This is a genomic window from Hydrogenophaga sp. (genome assembly GCF_019264445.1).
Classification (GTDB): Bacteria; Pseudomonadota; Gammaproteobacteria; order Burkholderiales; family Burkholderiaceae_C; genus Hydrogenophaga.
In genome coordinates, this window is record NZ_JAHVAB010000041.1 from 1 (window position 1) to 16,960 (window position 16,960).

The 16,960-nt window shown below is 65.6% G+C and carries 19 protein-coding genes and 1 riboswitch; of the genes, 4 read left to right on the top strand and 15 right to left on the bottom strand.

Going from position 1 to position 16,960, the window contains the following annotated elements; translation table 11 throughout:
- Both KXJ60_RS06555 and KXJ60_RS06560 read right to left on the bottom strand, forming a co-directional pair.
- Positions 1-1,318 (bottom strand): methyl-accepting chemotaxis protein (locus tag KXJ60_RS06555; protein ID WP_291125443.1); only part of this gene is annotated, 1,318 nt, incomplete at its 3' end.
- A 35-nt stretch (positions 1,319-1,353) separates the two neighbouring features.
- Positions 1,354-1,881, bottom strand: coding sequence for a chemotaxis protein CheW (locus KXJ60_RS06560; RefSeq protein WP_291125445.1), 528 nt, complete (start codon positions 1,879-1,881; stop codon positions 1,354-1,356).
- Positions 1,882-2,087: 206 nt separating this feature from the next.
- Here KXJ60_RS06560 and KXJ60_RS06565 point away from each other — a divergent pair, with 206 nt between their 5' ends.
- Positions 2,088-2,774, top strand: coding sequence for a transglutaminase family protein (locus tag KXJ60_RS06565; RefSeq protein ID WP_291125447.1), 687 nt, complete (start codon positions 2,088-2,090; stop codon positions 2,772-2,774).
- Between the two features lie 18 nt (positions 2,775-2,792).
- Here the strand turns inward: KXJ60_RS06565 and metW are convergent, their stop codons facing one another.
- Together metW and KXJ60_RS06575 are read right to left on the bottom strand one after the other, a co-directional pair.
- Positions 2,793-3,374, bottom strand: coding sequence for a methionine biosynthesis protein MetW (gene metW / locus KXJ60_RS06570; RefSeq protein ID WP_291125450.1), 582 nt, complete (start codon positions 3,372-3,374; stop codon positions 2,793-2,795).
- On the bottom strand, positions 3,371-4,570 hold the full coding sequence (locus KXJ60_RS06575) for a homoserine O-acetyltransferase (RefSeq protein ID WP_291125452.1): 1,200 nt from the start codon (positions 4,568-4,570) through the stop codon (positions 3,371-3,373). The genes metW and KXJ60_RS06575 overlap by 4 nt, the downstream gene beginning before the upstream one ends.
- Positions 4,571-4,594: 24 nt before the next feature.
- A riboswitch (SAM riboswitch) is annotated at positions 4,595-4,670 on the bottom strand.
- Positions 4,671-4,951: 281 nt separating this feature from the next.
- Between KXJ60_RS06575 and KXJ60_RS06580 the strand changes: the two genes are divergently transcribed.
- The gene (locus tag KXJ60_RS06580) at positions 4,952-5,359 is read left to right on the top strand and encodes an RNA-binding protein (protein ID WP_291125455.1); all 408 of its coding nucleotides are present in this window, start codon (positions 4,952-4,954) and stop codon (positions 5,357-5,359) included.
- Between the two features lie 108 nt (positions 5,360-5,467).
- On the opposite strand, the gene KXJ60_RS06585 is transcribed toward KXJ60_RS06580, so the two are convergent.
- The 4 genes from KXJ60_RS06585 to KXJ60_RS06600 are packed head-to-tail and all read right to left on the bottom strand — an operon-like array spanning position 5,468 to position 8,530.
- The gene (locus KXJ60_RS06585; RefSeq protein ID WP_291125457.1) at positions 5,468-6,283 is read right to left on the bottom strand and encodes an SDR family oxidoreductase; all 816 of its coding nucleotides are present in this window, start codon (positions 6,281-6,283) and stop codon (positions 5,468-5,470) included.
- Between the two features lie 23 nt (positions 6,284-6,306).
- On the bottom strand, positions 6,307-6,978 hold the full coding sequence (lptC, locus tag KXJ60_RS06590) for an LPS export ABC transporter periplasmic protein LptC (RefSeq protein WP_291125459.1): 672 nt from the start codon (positions 6,976-6,978) through the stop codon (positions 6,307-6,309).
- A complete protein-coding gene (locus tag KXJ60_RS06595) occupies positions 6,975-7,532 on the bottom strand; it encodes an HAD hydrolase family protein (RefSeq protein ID WP_291125461.1) in 558 nt (185 codons plus the stop codon). The genes lptC and KXJ60_RS06595 overlap by 4 nt, the downstream gene beginning before the upstream one ends.
- Positions 7,532-8,530 (bottom strand): KpsF/GutQ family sugar-phosphate isomerase, encoded by a 999-nt coding sequence (locus KXJ60_RS06600; protein ID WP_291125463.1) that lies wholly within the window; start codon positions 8,528-8,530, stop codon positions 7,532-7,534. The genes KXJ60_RS06595 and KXJ60_RS06600 overlap by 1 nt, the downstream gene beginning before the upstream one ends.
- A gap of 60 nt (positions 8,531-8,590) precedes the next feature.
- Here KXJ60_RS06600 and KXJ60_RS06605 point away from each other — a divergent pair, with 60 nt between their 5' ends.
- Positions 8,591-10,576 (top strand): cation:proton antiporter, encoded by a 1,986-nt coding sequence (locus tag KXJ60_RS06605; RefSeq protein ID WP_291125466.1) that lies wholly within the window; start codon positions 8,591-8,593, stop codon positions 10,574-10,576.
- Positions 10,577-10,796: 220 nt separating this feature from the next.
- The gene (locus tag KXJ60_RS06610) at positions 10,797-11,342 is read left to right on the top strand and encodes an adenine phosphoribosyltransferase (protein ID WP_291125469.1); all 546 of its coding nucleotides are present in this window, start codon (positions 10,797-10,799) and stop codon (positions 11,340-11,342) included.
- 16 nt (positions 11,343-11,358) lie between these two features.
- Here KXJ60_RS06610 and KXJ60_RS06615 read toward each other — a convergent pair whose 3' ends face one another.
- The 7 genes from KXJ60_RS06615 to rpmH all read right to left on the bottom strand — a co-directional run bounded on the left by KXJ60_RS06615 (position 11,359) and on the right by rpmH (position 16,835).
- Positions 11,359-12,075, bottom strand: a complete 717-nt coding sequence (locus KXJ60_RS06615) for a hypothetical protein (protein ID WP_291125471.1) — start codon at positions 12,073-12,075, stop codon at positions 11,359-11,361.
- 85 nt (positions 12,076-12,160) lie between these two features.
- On the bottom strand, positions 12,161-12,652 hold the full coding sequence (locus tag KXJ60_RS06620; protein ID WP_291125473.1) for a cyclic nucleotide-binding domain-containing protein: 492 nt from the start codon (positions 12,650-12,652) through the stop codon (positions 12,161-12,163).
- A 107-nt stretch (positions 12,653-12,759) separates the two neighbouring features.
- The gene (gene mnmE, locus KXJ60_RS06625) at positions 12,760-14,163 is read right to left on the bottom strand and encodes a tRNA uridine-5-carboxymethylaminomethyl(34) synthesis GTPase MnmE (protein ID WP_291125475.1); all 1,404 of its coding nucleotides are present in this window, start codon (positions 14,161-14,163) and stop codon (positions 12,760-12,762) included.
- 76 nt (positions 14,164-14,239) lie between these two features.
- Complete coding sequence (gene yidC, locus KXJ60_RS06630) at positions 14,240-15,949, bottom strand: membrane protein insertase YidC (RefSeq protein ID WP_291125477.1); 1,710 nt, start codon at positions 15,947-15,949, stop codon at positions 14,240-14,242.
- On the bottom strand, positions 15,946-16,233 hold the full coding sequence (yidD, locus tag KXJ60_RS06635; protein ID WP_291125480.1) for a membrane protein insertion efficiency factor YidD: 288 nt from the start codon (positions 16,231-16,233) through the stop codon (positions 15,946-15,948). The genes yidC and yidD overlap by 4 nt, the downstream gene beginning before the upstream one ends.
- Entirely contained in the window at positions 16,223-16,633 is a 411-nt protein-coding gene (rnpA, locus tag KXJ60_RS06640) for a ribonuclease P protein component (RefSeq protein WP_291125482.1), read from the bottom strand. The genes yidD and rnpA overlap by 11 nt, the downstream gene beginning before the upstream one ends.
- A gap of 67 nt (positions 16,634-16,700) precedes the next feature.
- Positions 16,701-16,835 (bottom strand): 50S ribosomal protein L34, encoded by a 135-nt coding sequence (gene rpmH, locus KXJ60_RS06645; protein WP_006299042.1) that lies wholly within the window; start codon positions 16,833-16,835, stop codon positions 16,701-16,703.
- Between the last annotated feature and the right edge of the window lie 125 nt (positions 16,836-16,960).

A 16,960-nucleotide genomic window follows, 5' to 3' on the forward strand; every position in this document is an offset into this window, starting at 1 on the left:
GCACCGTGCTCGTGAGCTGCTCCATGCTCGCCGCCGTCTCCTGCAGGTTGCTCGCCGCTTGCTCCGTGCGCGCGCTCAGGTCCTGGTTGCCTGATGCAATCTCCACCGACGCCGTGTTGATGCTGTCGGTGGCGCTTCGCAGCTCGCGCATCATGCCGAGGAAGCGCTGGCGCATGGTTTCCACTTCGCGCACCAGGCGACCAATCTCATCGCTGCGGGTGGAGTGGAACGCCTGGCTGAGGTCACCGTGTGCCACGGTGGTCACGGCCGACGTCAGCTGGGCCAGTGGCTGGCTCACGTTGCGGCGCACCAGCACATACAAGCCCGCGCCCAGCGCCAGGGTCGCTGCGGCCAGCGCAGCCCACAAGATGTACATCGTGCGCCAGTAGGTGGCCATGGCCTCGGCGTCGGACACTTCCGCCACCACCCACCAGCCCGTCTGGGAAGCGTGTTTGACCACCCAGGGGCTCTTGATCGTGGCGTTGAGCAGCGGCGTGGCGTCACGGATGAACGCCTCGGGCGATGCCCGCATGGCCGTGAGCATGGCGCCCGCGTCTGCATTCACGTCCAGCACCTTCTTGCCCGCCGCCGTGGGGTGCGAGACAAAGACGGCTTCCTCGTTCGAGGCGCGCGGGTCGATCACATAGGTGCCGCCGGTTTCGAAGAACGTGGCGTCCATCACGAGCTTGTCGAGCGCCACCTGGAAGTCGCCCACGTCAAAGCCGATGAACAGGATGCCGACCACCTTGCCAGCGTCGTTCTTCAAGGCCTCGTAGTGCGTCATGTAAGGCTTGCCGAACAGCGAGGCACGGCCGGTGTAGGTCTTGCCCTCGAGCATGAGCGGATACGCCGGGTGGTTGCGCGCCAGCAGCGTGCCCATGGCGCGTTCGCCGTTTTCCTTTTTCAGCGACGTGCTGACGCGCTCGAAGTCTTCGCCCTTGCGCATGAAGATCGTCGCCACGCCGCCGTTGACACGGTTGAAGGTATCCACCTCCGAAAAATCGTTGTTGAGCAACATGCCCCAGCCTTTGAGCATGCCGGCCTGCTCGTCGAGCTCGAACTTCTCGGCAAACTTTTGCCGGAACGGCTTGTACGCCCGCAAGGCCATCATGCGGGCCGTGGCGTCAAACGCATCGATGGACGCTGCCACCGAGTCGGCCTTGTCGCCACTCCACTCGACCATGCGATCGCGAGATGACCGCTCGGCCATGAACGTCATGGCGCTACTGATGAGCACCAGAACGCCAGCCAGCATGGCCACCGCCAGCAAGGCCACGCGGCTCGCCACCGAGCTCTGCGAGTTGTTGAGTCGCTTCATGTCCGGATCTCCTCGTCGCTTCGCGCCAGGCTGCTTTACTGCAGGGCCTGGGTGGTGTCCATCAGACCCATGTCGCTGCCGGACATCAGGGCTTCGATGTCCATCAGGATCAACATGCGCTCGCCCACACTGGCAATGCCTGTGATGAAGCTGGTGTTGACGCTGGTGTTCATCTCGGGTGCGGGCTTGATCAGGTCGCCCGTGAGCTCCAGCACGTCGGAGACCGAGTCCACCACGGCACCCACCACGCGGCCGTGCACGTTGAGCACGATCACCACGGTGAAGCCGTTGTATTCCACCTTGTCGCAACCCAGCTTGATGCGCAGGTCAACCACCGGCACGATCACGCCACGCAGGTTGACCACGCCCTTGATGAACGGGGGCGCATTGGCGATGCGGGTGGGCTCTTCGTAGGAGCGAATCTCCTGCACCCGCAGGATGTCGATGCCGTATTCCTCGCCACCCAGGCGGAAGGTCAGGAATTCGGCGCTGGCACTTTGTGCCGCTGCTGCACGCGCACTGTCGTGGCGGGAAAGGTGGTTGGCTTCGTTGCGCATGTCCATGGATCGGTCCTCGGTTGACGGGTTGGTCTCAGGAATATCGGCCAGCACCGCCCCACCTGAAGTCAGAAAAAAGCCGACAAACCCGCCCCATTCCCCGCCCGTCGCCTGAAAAGCACGCGAAAGTTCCTGTTTCAAACGGGCCGCCGCACCCGGTTTTGTCCCTAAGGCGTCGTCTGATGCGCACGCGGTCTGGTACCTTGGCCAGCATGGACCACACCCCTGAACCAGCCCCGCAGCACCTGGGCGCCACGCCCTGCATCGAAACCCACCATCCTGCGGTGCAGGCGTTCGCCCGCGCGAACGCGCAGGGTGCCAGCGCGCGCGAGAAAGCCGTGGCGCTGTACCGCGCGGTGCGAGATCAGGTTCGCTACGACCCCTACCGTATCGACCTCTCCGAGGCAGGCATGAGCGCCAGCACGGTGCTGGAGCAGGGCTACGGGTGGTGCGTGTCCAAGGCCGTGCTGCTGGCCGCGGCGTGCCGCGCCGAAGGCATTCCCGCCCGGCTGGGCTTTGCCGACGTGCGCAACCACCTGTCGACCGAGCGGCTGCGCAACACCATGAAGACCGATGTGTTTGCCTGGCATGGCTACACCTTGCTGTGGCTGGACGGCGCATGGCGCAAGGCCACGCCGGCATTCAACATCGAGCTGTGCGACAAGTTCGGGCTGCTGCCGCTGGAGTTCGACGGCGTGCACGACTCGCTCTACCACCCATTCGACCGCGAAGGCCGCCAGCACATGGAGTACGTCAACGAGCGCGGGGCCTTCGACGACCTGCCACTGGCGCAGATCCGCGCCGCCTTCCGCGAGATCTATCCAGACATGCCCGCCGCCAGCGATGTGACCGATGGCGATTTCGCGGCCGACGCCGCGCGCGAAGCGGCACGCTCCTGAGCCGCGCCGCAGCGGCCGTCAGCTGGAGAAGCGAAACACCGCCGTGCTGGCCAGCAGGTTGGGCAGCACGCGCACCTCACGGCCCTCATGCAGCCCGAAGCTGTCCTCAATGGTCAGCCCGTTGCGCCGCGCGAGCACCTCGAAGTCCGCGTGGGTGCCGACGCGGATGTTGGGCGTGTCGTACCACTGGAAGGGCAGCCGCTTGGTCACCGGCATGCGCCCTTGCAGCACCGCCATGCGGTTGGGCCAGTGCGCAAAGTTGGGGAAAGCCACCACACCCAGGCGGCCCACGCGCGCGGTCTCGCGCAGCATGGTTTCGGCGTTGCGCAGGTGTTGCAGCGTGTCGATCTGCAGCACCACATCAAACGCGTCGTCGCCAAACATGGTGAGCCCGTCTTCCAGATTGAGCTGCAGCACGTTCACGCCACGCCGCATGCAGGCGAGCACCTTGGCGTCGTCGATTTCCACGCCGTAGCCGCTGCAGGCGCGCGTGGCCTGCAGGTGCGCCAGCAAGGCACCGTCGCCACAACCCAGGTCGAGCACCCGCGATCCGGGCGGCACCAGGCGGGCGATCGAGTCCATCACCGTTTTCTCGCTCATGCCACGCCCCCGGAGATGGTCTGTTCGAAGTACGCGCGCACGGCCTGCAGGTAACGGGGGTCGTCCAGCAAGAAGGCATCGTGGCCGTGGGGTGCGTCGATTTCGGCGTAGCTGACATCGCGCCGGTTGTCGAGCAGGGCCTTGACGATCTCGCGGCTGCGTGCGGGCGAGAAGCGCCAGTCGGTGGTGAAGCTCACCAGCAGGAATTTGGCCTGCGCGCGCGCGAGCGCAGCCGTCAGGTTGCCGTCGTACTCGCGCGCGGGATCGAAGTAGTCCAGCGCACGTGTGATCAGCAGGTAGGTGTTGGCGTCGAAGTACTCGCTGAACTTGTCGCCCTGGTAACGCAGGTAGCTCTCGATCTGGAACTCCACGTCCTGCGTGGAGTACCGGTACGCCAGCTCTGCGATGGCCGCCGGGTCTTGGGCGTCGCTCGAGCGCAGGCTGCGGCCGAACTTCTCGTTCATCACGTCGTCGCTGAGGTAGGTGATGTGGCCGATCATGCGGGCGATGCGCAAGCCGCGCCGCGGCAATGTGCCCTCGCGCAGGTAGTGCCCTTCGCGGAAATCGGGGTCTGTCACGATGGCGCGGCGCGCCACCTCGTTGAACGCGATGTTCTCGGCCGTGAGGTTGGGGGCACTGGCCACCACCACGGCGTGGCGCACGCGTTGCGGGTACTGGAGGGTCCAGCTCAGCGTCTGCATGCCGCCCAGGCTGCCGCCCATGACCGCGGCCAGCGTCTCGATACCCATGGCGTCCAGCAGTCGCGCCTGGGCATCCACCCAGTCCTCGACGGTGACCACCGGAAAGTCCGCGCCCCAAGGCTGGCCGGTCGCGGGATTCGCATGGGTCGGGCCGGTCGAGCCGAAGCACGATCCCAGGTTGTTGACGCCGATGACGAAGTAGCGGTCGGTGTCCACCGGCTTGCCGGGTCCGATCATGTTGTTCCACCAGCCTTCGCTGCGCGCCAGCGGCTGGCCGTTCTCGTCGGCGTGCCACCCGGCGACATGGTGTGACGCGTTGAGCGCGTGGCAGATCAGCACTGCGTTGGAGCGCTCTGCATTCAGCGTGCCATAGGTTTCCACCACCAGCTCATAGGCCGGCAGCGTGGCGCCCGAGCGCAACGGCAGGGGTTCGGTGAAACGGAAGGTCTGGGGCGTGACGATCAAGGCCTTGTCCTGCGGGCGTTCATCGCCCAATAAAAAAACCCGGTGCCGCCAAGAGCGAGACCGGGAATCTCCCCTTTAGCGGCATTTTTAGAGCGCCCGCAATCTGGATCAAATCGGCGCTGGGCGTCAGTATATGTTGACCTCCGCCTTCCGGGAGACGCTGTACACGTGGCGCCAAGACGGGTTTTCCCGGTGTCCGGCCTGCCTGTTGTAGCCACGCATCGCGGCGCCACGGGCCTTGCACATCCTGAAAAATAGTTAGGGTTTGCGCGTCATTCCGCGCATAATCCCTCGGCGAGCGTGGTAAACGCTCGTTTTGACAAGTGATCGGTTGGTTTCGCGTGCTACAGGTTTTTGTGTGCTAACGGGGCTCCATCGCTATTTTTCTCAGTGTTATTAGGAGTCCCAACCATGGGCAACAAACTGTACGTGGGCAACCTGCCCTACACCGTGCGCGACGAAGACCTCCAGCAAGCTTTCAGCGCCTACGGCTCTGTGAACAGTGCCAAGGTCATGATGGAACGTGAAACCGGCCGCTCCAAGGGCTTTGGTTTCGTGGAAATGGGCAGCGATGCAGAAGCCCAGTCCGCCATCGAAGGCATGAACGGTCAATCGCTGGGCGGTCGTAGCCTGGTGGTGAACGAAGCACGTCCCATGGAAGCCCGTCCTCCCCGCAGCGGTGGCGGCGGCTTCGGCGGCGGCCGCAGCGGCGGTGGCGGCTTCGGCGGCGGCGGTGGTGGCGAAGGCGGTTTCCGCAGCCCCTACGGTGGCGGTGGCCGTCGTGAAGGCGGTGGCGGTGGTGGCCGCGGCGGTTACTGATCGCCCGCACCCGTCGAGCTGATGCAGCGCCTTGCGCTGCTCAACCAGACACAAAAGCCCTGTAGCGCAAGCCACAGGGCTTTTTTCATGGGCGTACGGCTGCCGAAGTCAGCCCGAAGACGCCTTCTCGCCTTGGCGGTGCTTGCGCGGGCGACCGGCAAGCAAGCGGTCAAACACGGCGTTGGGCAACAAACGCAGCAGCTTGGCGACCACGCCCATCTGCCAGGGAATGACGCGGTAGCTCACGCCCGCGTTGATGGCGCGAAACGCCCGGTCGGCGAAATCGTCTGCCGTCATCAGAAAGGGCATGCTGTAGCGGTTCTGGCGCGTCAACGGGGTGTCGACATAGCCCGGCAACAAAGTGACCACCGCCACGCCGCTGCCGCGCAATTCGCCACGCAAGCTCTCGCAATAAGCCACCACGGCCGCCTTGCTGGCGCAATAGGCACCGTGGCCAGGCAGTCCGCGAATCGCGGCAACACTGCCGATGCCCACCAGCGCGCCACGGCCCCGCTCGCTCATGGGCATGACAAAGGGATGGAAGGTGGCCGCCAGCCCGGTGTTGTTGAGCGCAAAAGTGCGCGCCATGACGTCGATGTCGTCTCGCGCCGCGGTATCCATGCCCACGCTGATGCCCGCATTGGCGATGACCACGTCGGGCACGCCCTGCGCCGCGAGGCAGGCCTGGCCAGCGGCAACGATGCTGTCGATGTCGGCCACATCGGCGCCGTAGATGCGGCAACGCGCGGCGTCCAGGCCTTGCGCGTCGGCCCAGGCCTGCATGTCGGCGGTGCGGCGTGCGACCAGCGCAAGCCGGTAGCCTGCGCGCGCAAAGCGGGCGGCAAGCGCCTGCCCGATGCCGGAGGAGGCGCCGGTGATGAACACCAGCGGGCCGGAGGAGGACGCGGGAGAGGAAGTGATCATGGTCATGTCCCCGGAAGTGGTGCTCAGCGCGGCGCGAGTTGCACCTTCACTCGGCCTTTGAACAAGGCCACCTGGTCCGCGCCGGTGTAGTCCAGCGTGTCGGCCAGCAGCCGGTCTGTGCCGCGAAAGAGCGTGACCGGGCGGTCCGAGACGATCCGGTCGGGCTCAAGGAAGACATGCAGGAATTCGCCACGAAATTCCAGCCGGGGTTGAGGCTTTCCCGTCGCGTCGGTCCCCGCCTCGCGCACGATCACCGCATTGCCTTCCAGCACGAACTCGGTGTTGTCGCCGTTGGTGGTGACCAGCCGGGCCGTGGCCAGCGTGGGCAGGCCCTGGTCGCTGATGTGGCGTATGCGCGCGTTGTCGATCTCCACCTTGTCGGAGGCGGGATAGTGACGTGCTTCAGCGCCCGACACTTCGGTCTTGAGCGTGCCTTTGGCGTCAAAGGCTTTGACCGAAAAGCGGCGCATGAAGTAATCGGGCTCACTGCTCACCGCTCGCTCGGGCTCCGCCGACTCGGGCGCTGGTGTGGCCCGCAGCAGCCAGTAAGAAGCCAGCGCGAGCAAACCCATGAGCAGGACCGGCAGGTAGATGGACAGGCGGTCCCAGAGGTGGCGCTTGCGGCGGGGCGCGCGCGGCACGGCCGCGGTCTGGTCCACATCGTCGAAGAAGTCGAGCGGGTCGGAGGTGCTCACCGCGCAGCCGCCTCGAGTTCGCGCGCATACGCACCGCAGGCGACGAGCAGCATGTCGCAGAGCTCGCGCACGGCGCCCGCGCCCGGCTGGCGCTCGGTCACATGGTGAGCGACTGCGAGCACCTCGGCATGGGCTGTGGGCGGCGCCACGGCCAGTGCCGCGCGGCGCAGCAAGGGGAGGTCGGGCCAGTCATCGCCCATGGCGGCAGCCGCGCCCCAGTCCAGACCCAGCTCCTGAAGGATCGATTCGGCGGCGGGCGCCTTGTCTTCGGTGCCCAAGCGCATGTGGGTCACGCCCAAGGCCGTGAGGCGCGCACGCAGGGCCGCGGAATCCCGTCCGCTCACGATGGCCGGCGTGATACCCGCACGCTGCAGCAGCTTGATGCCATGACCGTCCAGCGTGTGGAAACGCTTGAGGGTTTCACCCGTCTCGTGGAAGTAAAGGCCTCCGTCGGTGAGCACGCCGTCCACATCGAAGAACACGACGCGCACCGGCTGGGCGCGCAGGAGCAGTGCAGGGGGGAAGTTCAGCTCGGGGCGCAAGGGCGGCAGCATCAGATCACCTTCGCACGCATGAGGTCGTTGCTGTTGAGTGCGCCCAGCAGGCGGCCCTCGGCATCCACAACCAGCACGCTGGTGATGCGGCTCGCTTCCATCACACCGGCCGCCTCGACGGCCAGGGCCTCGGCACGCACCGTGCGCGGATGGGGGTGCATGACATCGCGGGCCATCATCGAACGCAGGTCGACACCGTTGCCGTTTTTCTCGATCAGGCGGCGCAGGTCGCCGTCGGTGAACACGCCCACCACCCGTTGCTCACTGTCGACGATGGCACTCATGCCCAGACCTTTGGCGCTGATCTCGCGCATGAGGTCCATGAGCCCGGCGTCCTGGGCCACGCGGGGCGCTGCATCGCCGCTGCGCATGACGTCGCTGACATGCGTCAGCAGTTTGCGGCCCAGCGAACCACCGGGGTGCGAGCGGGCAAAGTCATCGGCCTTGAAGCCGCGCGCATCCAGCAGCGCCACGGCGAGCGCGTCGCCCAGTGCGAGCTGGGCGGTGGTGCTGGCGGTGGGCGCGAGGTTGTGGGGGCAGGCCTCCTTGTCCACCGAGGCATTGAGGACCACATCGGCGTGACGGCCGAGGGTGGAGTCGGGTCGGCCCGTGATGGCCAGCAGCGGCACGCCCATGCGCTTGATGAGCGGCAGGATGGCCGTGAGCTCTTCGCTCTCGCCGCTGTTGCTGATGCCCAGCACCAGATCGGCGCTGGTGATCATGCCGAGGTCGCCGTGGCTGGCTTCGGCCGGGTGCACGAACATGGCGGGCGTGCCGGTCGAGGCCAGCGTGGCGGCGATCTTGCGGCCAATGTGACCGCTCTTGCCCATGCCCATGACGACCACACGCCCCGGGATGGCCAGCACCAGCGCGAGCGCTCGGGTGAACGTGGCATCCAGGCGTTGCGCAACGGTGGTCACGGCCTGGGCTTCGATGCTCAGGGTTTCCTGCGCCATGGCCATGGCCCGGACGGGGTCGAAGGAAGCGGGCAAGGTCATGGCTGCAATTATCGCTGGCGGGCTGTGGGCGCGTCGGGTCGCGCCCATTACCATCCGCTGATGAATTCGCTCGACATCGCCTTGCTGTATCTCCTGGCCGCCGTGCTGGGCGTCGTGGCGTGTCGGTTGATGCGGCTGCCACCCATGCTGGGCTACCTCGTGGTGGGCGTGGTGATCGGCCCGAACGCGCTGGCCCTGGCGCAGAACTCTGGCGGCATTCGCTACCTCGCCGAGTTCGGCGTGGTCTTCCTGATGTTCGTGATCGGGCTGGAGTTCAGCCTGCCCAAGTTGCGGGCGATGAAGCGGCACGTGTTTGGCCTGGGTCTGTCGCAAGTCGTCCTCACCGTCTTGCTCACCACCCTGGGCTCGTTGTTGCTCACGGTGTTGTTGCCCATGTGGTGGACCGTGTCCTGGCAGACGGCGCTGGCGCTGGGCGGCGTGATGGCGATGAGCAGCACAGCCATCGTGATCAAGATGGTGGCCGAGCGGCTGGAGCTGGAGTCCGAACACGGCAAGCGCGTGCTGGGCATCCTGCTCTTTCAGGACCTGGCCGTTGTGCCCCTGCTGGTGATCATTCCCGCACTGGCAGCGGAGCCGGAGGTGCTGTTGCGCGCGCTGGGCTGGGCGTCGCTCAAGGCGGTGTTGCTGCTGGGGCTGCTGCTCACCGGCGGGCAAAAGCTCATGCGCTGGTGGCTCACGCTGGTGGCGCGCCGCAAGAGCGACGAGCTCTTCATGCTCAACCTGCTGCTCATCACGCTGGGACTGGCCTGGCTGACCGAGCACGCCGGCCTCTCGCTGGCGCTGGGCGCCTTCGTCGCCGGCATGCTGATTTCAGAGACCGAGTTCAAGCACCAGGTGGAGACCGACATCCGCCCGTTCCACGATGTGCTGCTGGGCCTCTTCTTCATCACCATCGGCATGATGCTGGACTGGCGTCTGGTGCTGGACCGCTGGCCGCTGGTGTTGTTGTTGCTGTCGGTGTCGCTGGCATTCAAGCTGGCGCTGATCACCGGGCTCACGCGCGCCTTCGGTGCGCCCACCGGTGTGGCGCTGCGCACGGGCCTGTACCTGGCACAGGCCGGCGAGTTTGGCCTGGTGCTGCTCACGCTTGCAGGGCAGAACAACCTGGTACCGCCCCAGCTGTTCAACCCGATCCTGGCATCCATGGTGATCTCGATGCTGATCACGCCCTTCGCCATCCTCTATGCCAACAGCATCGTCACCCGGCTCGTGGGCAGCGACTGGCTGATGCAGTCGGTGCAGATGACCAGCATTGCGCGCAAGGCCATCAATGCCGACAAGCACGTGATCATCTGCGGCTACGGCCGCTGTGGGCAAAACCTCGCGCGACTGCTGGAGACCGAAGGCATTCCGTACATGGCGCTGGATCTCGATCCCGACCGCGTACGGCAGGCCGCCGCGGCCGGGCATTCGGTGGTCTTTGGCGATGCCGCCCGGCTGCAGGCGCTCATGGCAGCAGGTCTGCACCGCGCCAGTGCGGTGGTGGTCACCTACCTGGAGACGGCCAGTGCACTCAAGGTACTTCACCACGCGCACGAGCAAGCCTCACACGTGCCCGTGGTCGTGCGCACCGTGGACGACGCCGATCTGGAAAAGCTGAGAGCGGCCGGCGCCACCGAAGTGGTGCCCGAAGCCATCGAGGCCAGCCTGATGCTGGCGAGCCACGCGCTGGCGCTGGTGGGCGTGCCCATGCGCCGCGTGATCCGTGTGGTGCAGGACCAGCGCGATGCGCGCTACAACCTGCTGCGCGGTTACTTCCACGGCGCCGACGACGACAGCCTTGACGAGATCGACCACGAACGCCTCAACACCGTCACACTGCCCGCAGGTGGGCGCAACGTGGGCAAGACCCTGGGCAGCCTGGCACTGCATGCGGTGGGTGTGCGCGTGGTGAGCCTGCGTCGCGCCAGCGGCCGCCCGCACGCCGTTGACGAGGAGACCCTGCTGGAGAGTGGCGACACGGTGGTCATCAGCGGCAAGGCACCCGCCCTGGCGCTGGCCGAGCAAAAGCTGCTGACGGGATAGCGGGCTGTGCGCTCGTCGGCCGCAGCGTGCCACCGGCCGTGTGACGGCCACCTTCGAGCGTCCTCGCTCCCAGAATGATCTCCATGGCCGTCGCGGCCCGCGTGTTCCAGCCCATGGCTTTGTACAGGGTCGCCATGGTCGATGCCCCGGCCTTTGCGCCGGGGCTTTTTTTTGTGCCGGTTCGACGCCGATAATGGCCGCTCCCCCACGGACCGAGCCCATGGACACCTCCGCTTTTCTGAAATCCCACATCCGCACCGTGCCGGACTGGCCAGCACCCGGCGTGCAGTTTCGTGACATCACGCCGCTGCTTCAGGACCCCAAGGTCTTTCGCGTGCTGATCGACACCTTCGTGCACCGCTACATGGACGCCGCCTTGCGCCCGACCGTGGTGGCTGGCCTGGACGCGCGCGGCTTCATCATCGGCTCCGTGCTCGCCTATGAACTCGGCGTGGGCTTCGTGCCCATCCGCAAGAAAGGCAAGCTGCCCTTCACCACCGTGGAGGAAACGTACGAGCTCGAGTACGGCAGCGCCACCGTGGAGCTGCACACCGATGCCGTGAAACCCGGTGACCGGGTGGTGTTGATCGATGACTTGATCGCCACCGGCGGCACCATGATGGCCGGGCGCCGCTTGCTGGAGAAGCTGGGTGCGGAGGTGATGGAGGGTGCTGCCATCGTGGACTTGCCCGAGCTGGGTGGCTCAGAGAAGCTGCGCGATTCCGGCCTGAAGCTTTTCACGCTGCTGGACTTCGCCGGCCACTGATGGGCCGGCAAACCCCTCAGAGCTTGCCGTACTGCGTTTCGCTCAACGCAGCGAAGTCGCTGTGAGACTCCGGCACCGTCATGGGCGCCTGCGCTTCCGAAGGTGAGCGATAGGCCGGAGAGGCCACGCTCTGCAGCGCGCGCCGAAAGGCTTCCACTTCGTCTTCGCCCACCGACTGCGTGGGGGTGCTGGCTGGCGTGATGGTCGGGCGAGGGATGGCCGTGGGGCTGGGAATGGGCATCGGGCGTGACGCCGTGGGTGCGGGCACGGCTTCGGCCGTCATGGGCACCGCCTCACGCCGCGTCTGAGCGGTCACCGCCGCCTTCAAAGCCATGCCGACCTGGTCGTGGACCGCCTTGCGCCGCCAGTACACCGAGCGCACGTGCATCTCATGGCGGGATGTGCCGCTTTGCTGAATCCAGCGTTCAATCTCAAGCAGGTACTCGTCCGGCATGGCCTGGGCGGGCAACGCCAGATCGATCAGCACGAGGAAGCTGTCGCCGGTGGCGTCGAGCGTGAGCACCTTGAACTCGTAGCTGGTGGACAGCACGCCAGCGCGGATGAGCGACTCGCGCACCACGGCAAAAAGCTGCTCTCGGCGCAGGATGCGCCGACCACGGCGTGGCGAAATCAGGGGCAGCGTGGTCTGGCTGAATTTCTTGCGCGCACGGGTGAAGGAACCCTTGCCGGGTGCTGTGGATTTTTTGGCCTGAAGCCAGCTCATCAAAGACATGGGCAGAGTGTGCGCAAGAGCCGCGCGCGCGAAGGGTTGAAAAAGCAGCACAAACCGGCCCAGATGGGTTGGACTTTCGCCGCGCTCAGGTCACGGCGACACGCTTGGGCCGGTTGTACATGCGGCGGGCGAGCACCGAGGACATCGCCACCGTCACTTCCAGGGCGATGTCGGGATGGCGCGAGGAGAGTTCGCGAAAGCGCAACGGCGTCAGGCACCACAGGCGGCAATCGCTGCCGGCGTGCACGGTGGCGCTGCGCGGCAAGTGGCTGAAGAAGGCGCCTTCGCCCAGCAGCGAGCCCGAGCCCACCACGGCAATGCGCACGCGTTCGCGGGAGTCTTCGTAGTGCACGGTCAGCGACCCGCTTTCCACGAAATACACGGTGCGGTCTTTCACACCTTGCTCGATCAGCACCTGCCCCTGCTGCAAGGCGACCGGTTGCAAGTAGTTGGCCAGCTGCGGCCACTGGCTTTCCGACAGATTCAACGGCACCGCGTCCAGCGCGCTGCTCAAGCGCATGGACTGGGCCAAGCCTTGAATATCGAAACGCACGGACGTGGGCAACTGGGCATTCATGCGGTCAAGATAACCGCGGCCCGCTCCCCTGCGCAAGCCTGTCCTTACCCGCGCTTACAGTTGCACTCCCGGCGGTATGCCGACGGCACCGAGCGGTACTTTCGCCTTCACTTGCCGATGCAAAAACGCGAAAAAATCTCGCCCAGCAAGTCGTCGGCGGTGAACTCACCGGTGATTGAACCCAATGCCTGTTGCGCCAGGCGCAGCTCTTCGGCAAGCAAATCCAGGTGGTCCGCGCGCGCCTGCAGCCAGGTGTCTGCGGCCCGCAAGTGCTCGCCCACTTGGTGGAGCGCTTGCAGGTGCCGTTCGCGCGCCATGAACAGACCGTCACCCGCCTGCTGCCAACCCGCCAGTGTCAGCAGGCGCTGACGCAACGCCTCGAGCCCGGTGCCGTGCTTGGCCGAGATCGCGAGGCCATCGTCTGGGTGGCCGACACCCAGCGATGCGCTGTCCACTTCATCGCACTTGTTCCAGAGGTGCAGCACCGGCACGCCTGATAGCAGGGTGGCGGCCAGGCTCGCTGCGATCGACGCGTCGGCTTGCTGGTAGTCGGTCTGGTGCAGGCGGCTGAGGTCGTGCATGAACAGCACAGCATCGGCTTGTTGAATGCGGCCCCAAGCACGCTCGATGCCGATCTTCTCGACTTCGTCCACGTCCGGACTGTCGCGCAAGCCTGCGGTGTCGATCACATGCAGGGGCACGCCTTCAATCTGGATGGTCTGCTGCACCACGTCGCGCGTCGTGCCCGCCACCGGGGTGACGATCGCGAGTTCAGCCCCGGCCAGGGCATTGAGCAGCGAACTCTTGCCCGCGTTCGGCTGCCCGGCAATCACCACTTGCAAGCCATCGCGCAGCAGCGCGCCCTGGCGGGCCTGCGCCTGCAGATCGGCCAGCGCCTGCTGCAGCCGATGCAACTGGCCTAAAGCGTCGGCCTTTTGAAGGAAGTCAATGTCTTCCTCCGGAAAGTCCAGCGTCGCCTCCACCAGCATGCGCAGGTTCACGAGCGCGTCGCGCAGGCCATGCACATGCCCCGAAAACACGCCGGCCAGCGAACGCGAGGCACTGCGCGCGGCGGCCTCGGTGCTGGCGTCGATCAGGTCGGCCACGGCCTCGGCCTGCGCCAGATCGAGCTTGTCGTTGAGGAACGCCCGTTCGGTGAACTCACCCGCCCTCGCCAGCCGCATGTCGGGAAGGGGGCCACGGCTCACTTCCAGGCAGCGCGCCAGCAGCAGCTGCAACACCACAGGGCCCCCATGGCCCTGGAGTTCCAGCACATCCTCACCGGTGTAAGAGCGCGGACCGGGAAACCACAAGGCCAGGCCATGGTCAATCGGCTGGCCGGCGGCATCGGCGAACGGGAGATAGGTGGCTTCGCGCGGGTGCAGCGCGCGCCCCAGCAGGGCCTGCACAAACGGCTCAAGCCCACGCCCCGACACACGCACAATGCCCACCCCGCCGCGCCCGGGTGCAGTGGCAATGGCAACGATGGGGTCACGCGAGGCAGCGAGCATAGAAGGCGAGCATAAAGAGAAAGGGCCTGCACGTACGCAGGCCCCGTTCAGGAGACAAGGCAGCCGAGCCTTCGGATCAGCTCTTGAAGTTCGGCATGCTGAATTTCAACGGCACGCCCATGCTCTTGTTGATCACGGCCTGCTGGGCAATGGTCAGCACGTTGTTGGTGATCCAGTACAGCACCAGGCCGGACGGGAAGAAGAAGAACATCACCGAGAACATCAGCGGCATGAGCCACATCAGCTTGGCCTGCAGGGGATCCGGCGGCAGCGGGTTGAGCGCGGTCTGGATCATCGTGGTGACGGCCATCACCAGCGGCAGGATGAAGTAGGGATCGGGCGACGAGAGATCGGTGATCCAGCCCAGCCAGGGGGCGTTGCGCATTTCCACGCTGGACAGCAACACCCAGTACAGCGCAATGAACACCGGAATCTGGATAACGATCGGGAAGCAGCCACCCAGCGGGTTGACCTTTTCCTCGCGGTACATCTTCATCATCTCCTGCTGCATGGCCTGCGGGTTGCCCTTGAGGCGCTCGCGCATTTCCATGATGCGGGGGTTGATCTTCTTCATCTTGGCCATGCTGCGGTAAGCACTCGCATTGAGCCAGTAGAAGGCGGCCTTGATCAGCACCACCAGCAACACGATGGCCCAGCCCCAGTTGCCCACGAAGCCGTGAATCTTCTCGAGCAGCCAGTACAGCGGTTTGGCAAGGATCGTGAGCCAGCCATAGTCCTTCACAAGCTCCAGGCCCGGGGCAATGGTCTCCAGCACTTTTTCTTCTTGCGGACCCAGGAACAGGCGGGCTTGCACACCCTTGCTCTGGCCGGGTTCGATGGCGGTCAACGCCGTGATGCTGCCGACCGCAAACAGGTTGTTGTCGATCTTGCGGGCAAAGTTTTCGCGCGCCACGCCGTCACCCAGCAACCAGGCTGACGCGAAGTAGTGCTGGACCATCGCGACGTAGCCATCGCTGGAAGACTTGATGAACTCGGCCTTGTTCTTCTCGATGTTGGCGAACTCGATCTTCTGGTACTTCTTCTCGTTGGTGTAGACGGCGGGGCCGGTGAAGGTCGAGTAGAAAGGCGTTTCGCTGCTGAGCTTGCTGCCATCTCGCACCAGCTGCAGGTACAGCTGCGGCGTCACCGTCTGGCCACCCGCGTTCAACACTTCGTGCTGCACGCCGATGTCGTAACGGCCACGCGTCAGGGTGTAGGTCTTGACCAGCTTCACGCCACCCACCTCGGCCGACTCGAAACGCACCTGCAGTTCGTTCTGGCCATCGGTCAGCGCCGTGGGGTTGCCCACCAGCGTCATCGGCGTTTTGTGTGTGGGGAAGTTGCCACCGATCAGACCTGTCTGGGCCACATAGATGTGTTCGCCGCCCTGCGTGAGCAGCGTGAACGGCTTTTCACTCTGGTCCTTGCTCTGGCGCGTCGCCTCGGCGTGCTTGAGCAGCTCGGCACCAATCAGCGAACCGCCTTCGCTGTTGAACACCAGCTTGAAGACGTCTGTGGTGACTTCATGGCGCTGGGCCACGGCACCCGGCGCAGCAGCCGGTGTCTCGCCCGCAGCGGCGGGTGCAGCTCCCTGTCCCGCCGCGGGTACCGAGCCGCTTCCAGCGGCGGCAGGCTGACCATTCGATGCGGCTGGTGCCGTCACAGCGGGCGCCGCGCTCGGGAAGAAGGTGGGTTTGTGGCCATTGTGAATCTGCCATTTGTCCCAGATGAGGACCATGGACAAACCAAAAACCACCCACAGGATGGACCGACGGATGTCATTCATGACGGGTTCTTCTTTTCGCAGGAAGGTGAAATCAGGCGGGAGAACAGGGCTGGCGACGCGGCAGGCACCGGATCATGCCCGCCCTCGCACCAGGGATGGCAGCGCACCAGCCGCCCGAGCGTGAGGTAGCTGCCGCGCAGGGCGCCATGGCGCTCCAGCGCTCCAATGGCGTAGACCGAGCAGGACGGCTCGAATCGACACCCGCTGCCCAAGGACGGGCTGAGCAACAAACGGTAGCCCTTCACCAGGGCCACGAGCCCCTGGCGCGGCCAGTCAGACAGCATGCCGGACCCCCGCAAGCTGCCCGGCGCCCGAGCGCGAGAGCAGTTGCTCAAGCTCTGCGCGCACCGCACGCTTGAGCACGTCGGACGTCGCGCTGACAAATTGCCGACGGCTGAATTCGCTGCGCAATCGAACCACGAGCGCGGCCTGCGGCAAGGTGCCCGCCTGCTGGCGCGCTACCTCATAGATCTGCCGACGAATCGCGTTGCGGGTGACGGCCCGTTTGGCCCAGCGCTTGGGCAGCATCACACCCAGCCAGGCATCGGCCACAGGAAACAGGGTGCGGTCGCCCTCCGCGCTGGACAGTGCGGCGCGATGCAGAGCGAAATGAGGGGTTTTGGCCACGGGGGCACCGGCCATGACGGCCTGGAACTGTTGCCGGGACCGCAGCCGCTGGGTCACCGCTGAACCGTCCGGATCAATCGGTGAGGGAGCCGGGCGAAACGGCGCCGGCAGAACACGACTGGCCTCAGACGGCCAGGCGCTTGCGACCCTTGGCGCGGCGTGCGTTGATCACGGCGCGGCCTCCGCGGGTTTTCATGCGGACGAGGAAGCCGTGGGTGCGGGCGCGGCGAATCTTGGAGGGCTGGTAAGTGCGTTTCATGGTGGTCAGTAGAAATCGGGGAAACCCGCAATTATCGCAAAGAAAGTCGATGCCCGGCAAGCACTTGCCCGTGATTGCAGCCGCGTCACGTCAAGGAAGCCCCCTAAAAAGCGATCTGCCAAGGG

What these genes read in the sequence shown, in the direction of transcription:
- KXJ60_RS06560 (WP_291125445.1), bottom strand. Translation starts at nt 1,881, where the DNA reads ATGGACATGCGCAACGAAGCCAACCACCTTTCCCGCCACGACAGTGCG.
- KXJ60_RS06565 (WP_291125447.1), top strand. Translation starts at nt 2,088, where the DNA reads ATGGACCACACCCCTGAACCAGCCCCGCAGCACCTGGGCGCCACGCCC.
- metW (WP_291125450.1), bottom strand. Translation starts at nt 3,374, where the DNA reads ATGAGCGAGAAAACGGTGATGGACTCGATCGCCCGCCTGGTGCCGCCC.
- KXJ60_RS06580 (WP_291125455.1), top strand. Translation starts at nt 4,952, where the DNA reads ATGGGCAACAAACTGTACGTGGGCAACCTGCCCTACACCGTGCGCGAC.
- KXJ60_RS06585 (WP_291125457.1), bottom strand. Translation starts at nt 6,283, where the DNA reads ATGATCACTTCCTCTCCCGCGTCCTCCTCCGGCCCGCTGGTGTTCATC.
- KXJ60_RS06595 (WP_291125461.1), bottom strand. Translation starts at nt 7,532, where the DNA reads ATGCTGCCGCCCTTGCGCCCCGAGCTGAACTTCCCCCCTGCACTGCTC.
- KXJ60_RS06600 (WP_291125463.1), bottom strand. Translation starts at nt 8,530, where the DNA reads ATGACCTTGCCCGCTTCCTTCGACCCCGTCCGGGCCATGGCCATGGCG.
- KXJ60_RS06605 (WP_291125466.1), top strand. Translation starts at nt 8,591, where the DNA reads ATGAATTCGCTCGACATCGCCTTGCTGTATCTCCTGGCCGCCGTGCTG.
- KXJ60_RS06610 (WP_291125469.1), top strand. Translation starts at nt 10,797, where the DNA reads ATGGACACCTCCGCTTTTCTGAAATCCCACATCCGCACCGTGCCGGAC.
- KXJ60_RS06615 (WP_291125471.1), bottom strand. Translation starts at nt 12,075, where the DNA reads ATGTCTTTGATGAGCTGGCTTCAGGCCAAAAAATCCACAGCACCCGGC.
- KXJ60_RS06620 (WP_291125473.1), bottom strand. Translation starts at nt 12,652, where the DNA reads ATGAATGCCCAGTTGCCCACGTCCGTGCGTTTCGATATTCAAGGCTTG.
- mnmE (WP_291125475.1), bottom strand. Translation starts at nt 14,163, where the DNA reads ATGCTCGCTGCCTCGCGTGACCCCATCGTTGCCATTGCCACTGCACCC.
- yidC (WP_291125477.1), bottom strand. Translation starts at nt 15,949, where the DNA reads ATGAATGACATCCGTCGGTCCATCCTGTGGGTGGTTTTTGGTTTGTCC.
- yidD (WP_291125480.1), bottom strand. Translation starts at nt 16,233, where the DNA reads ATGCTGTCTGACTGGCCGCGCCAGGGGCTCGTGGCCCTGGTGAAGGGC.
- rpmH (WP_006299042.1), bottom strand. Translation starts at nt 16,835, where the DNA reads ATGAAACGCACTTACCAGCCCTCCAAGATTCGCCGCGCCCGCACCCAC.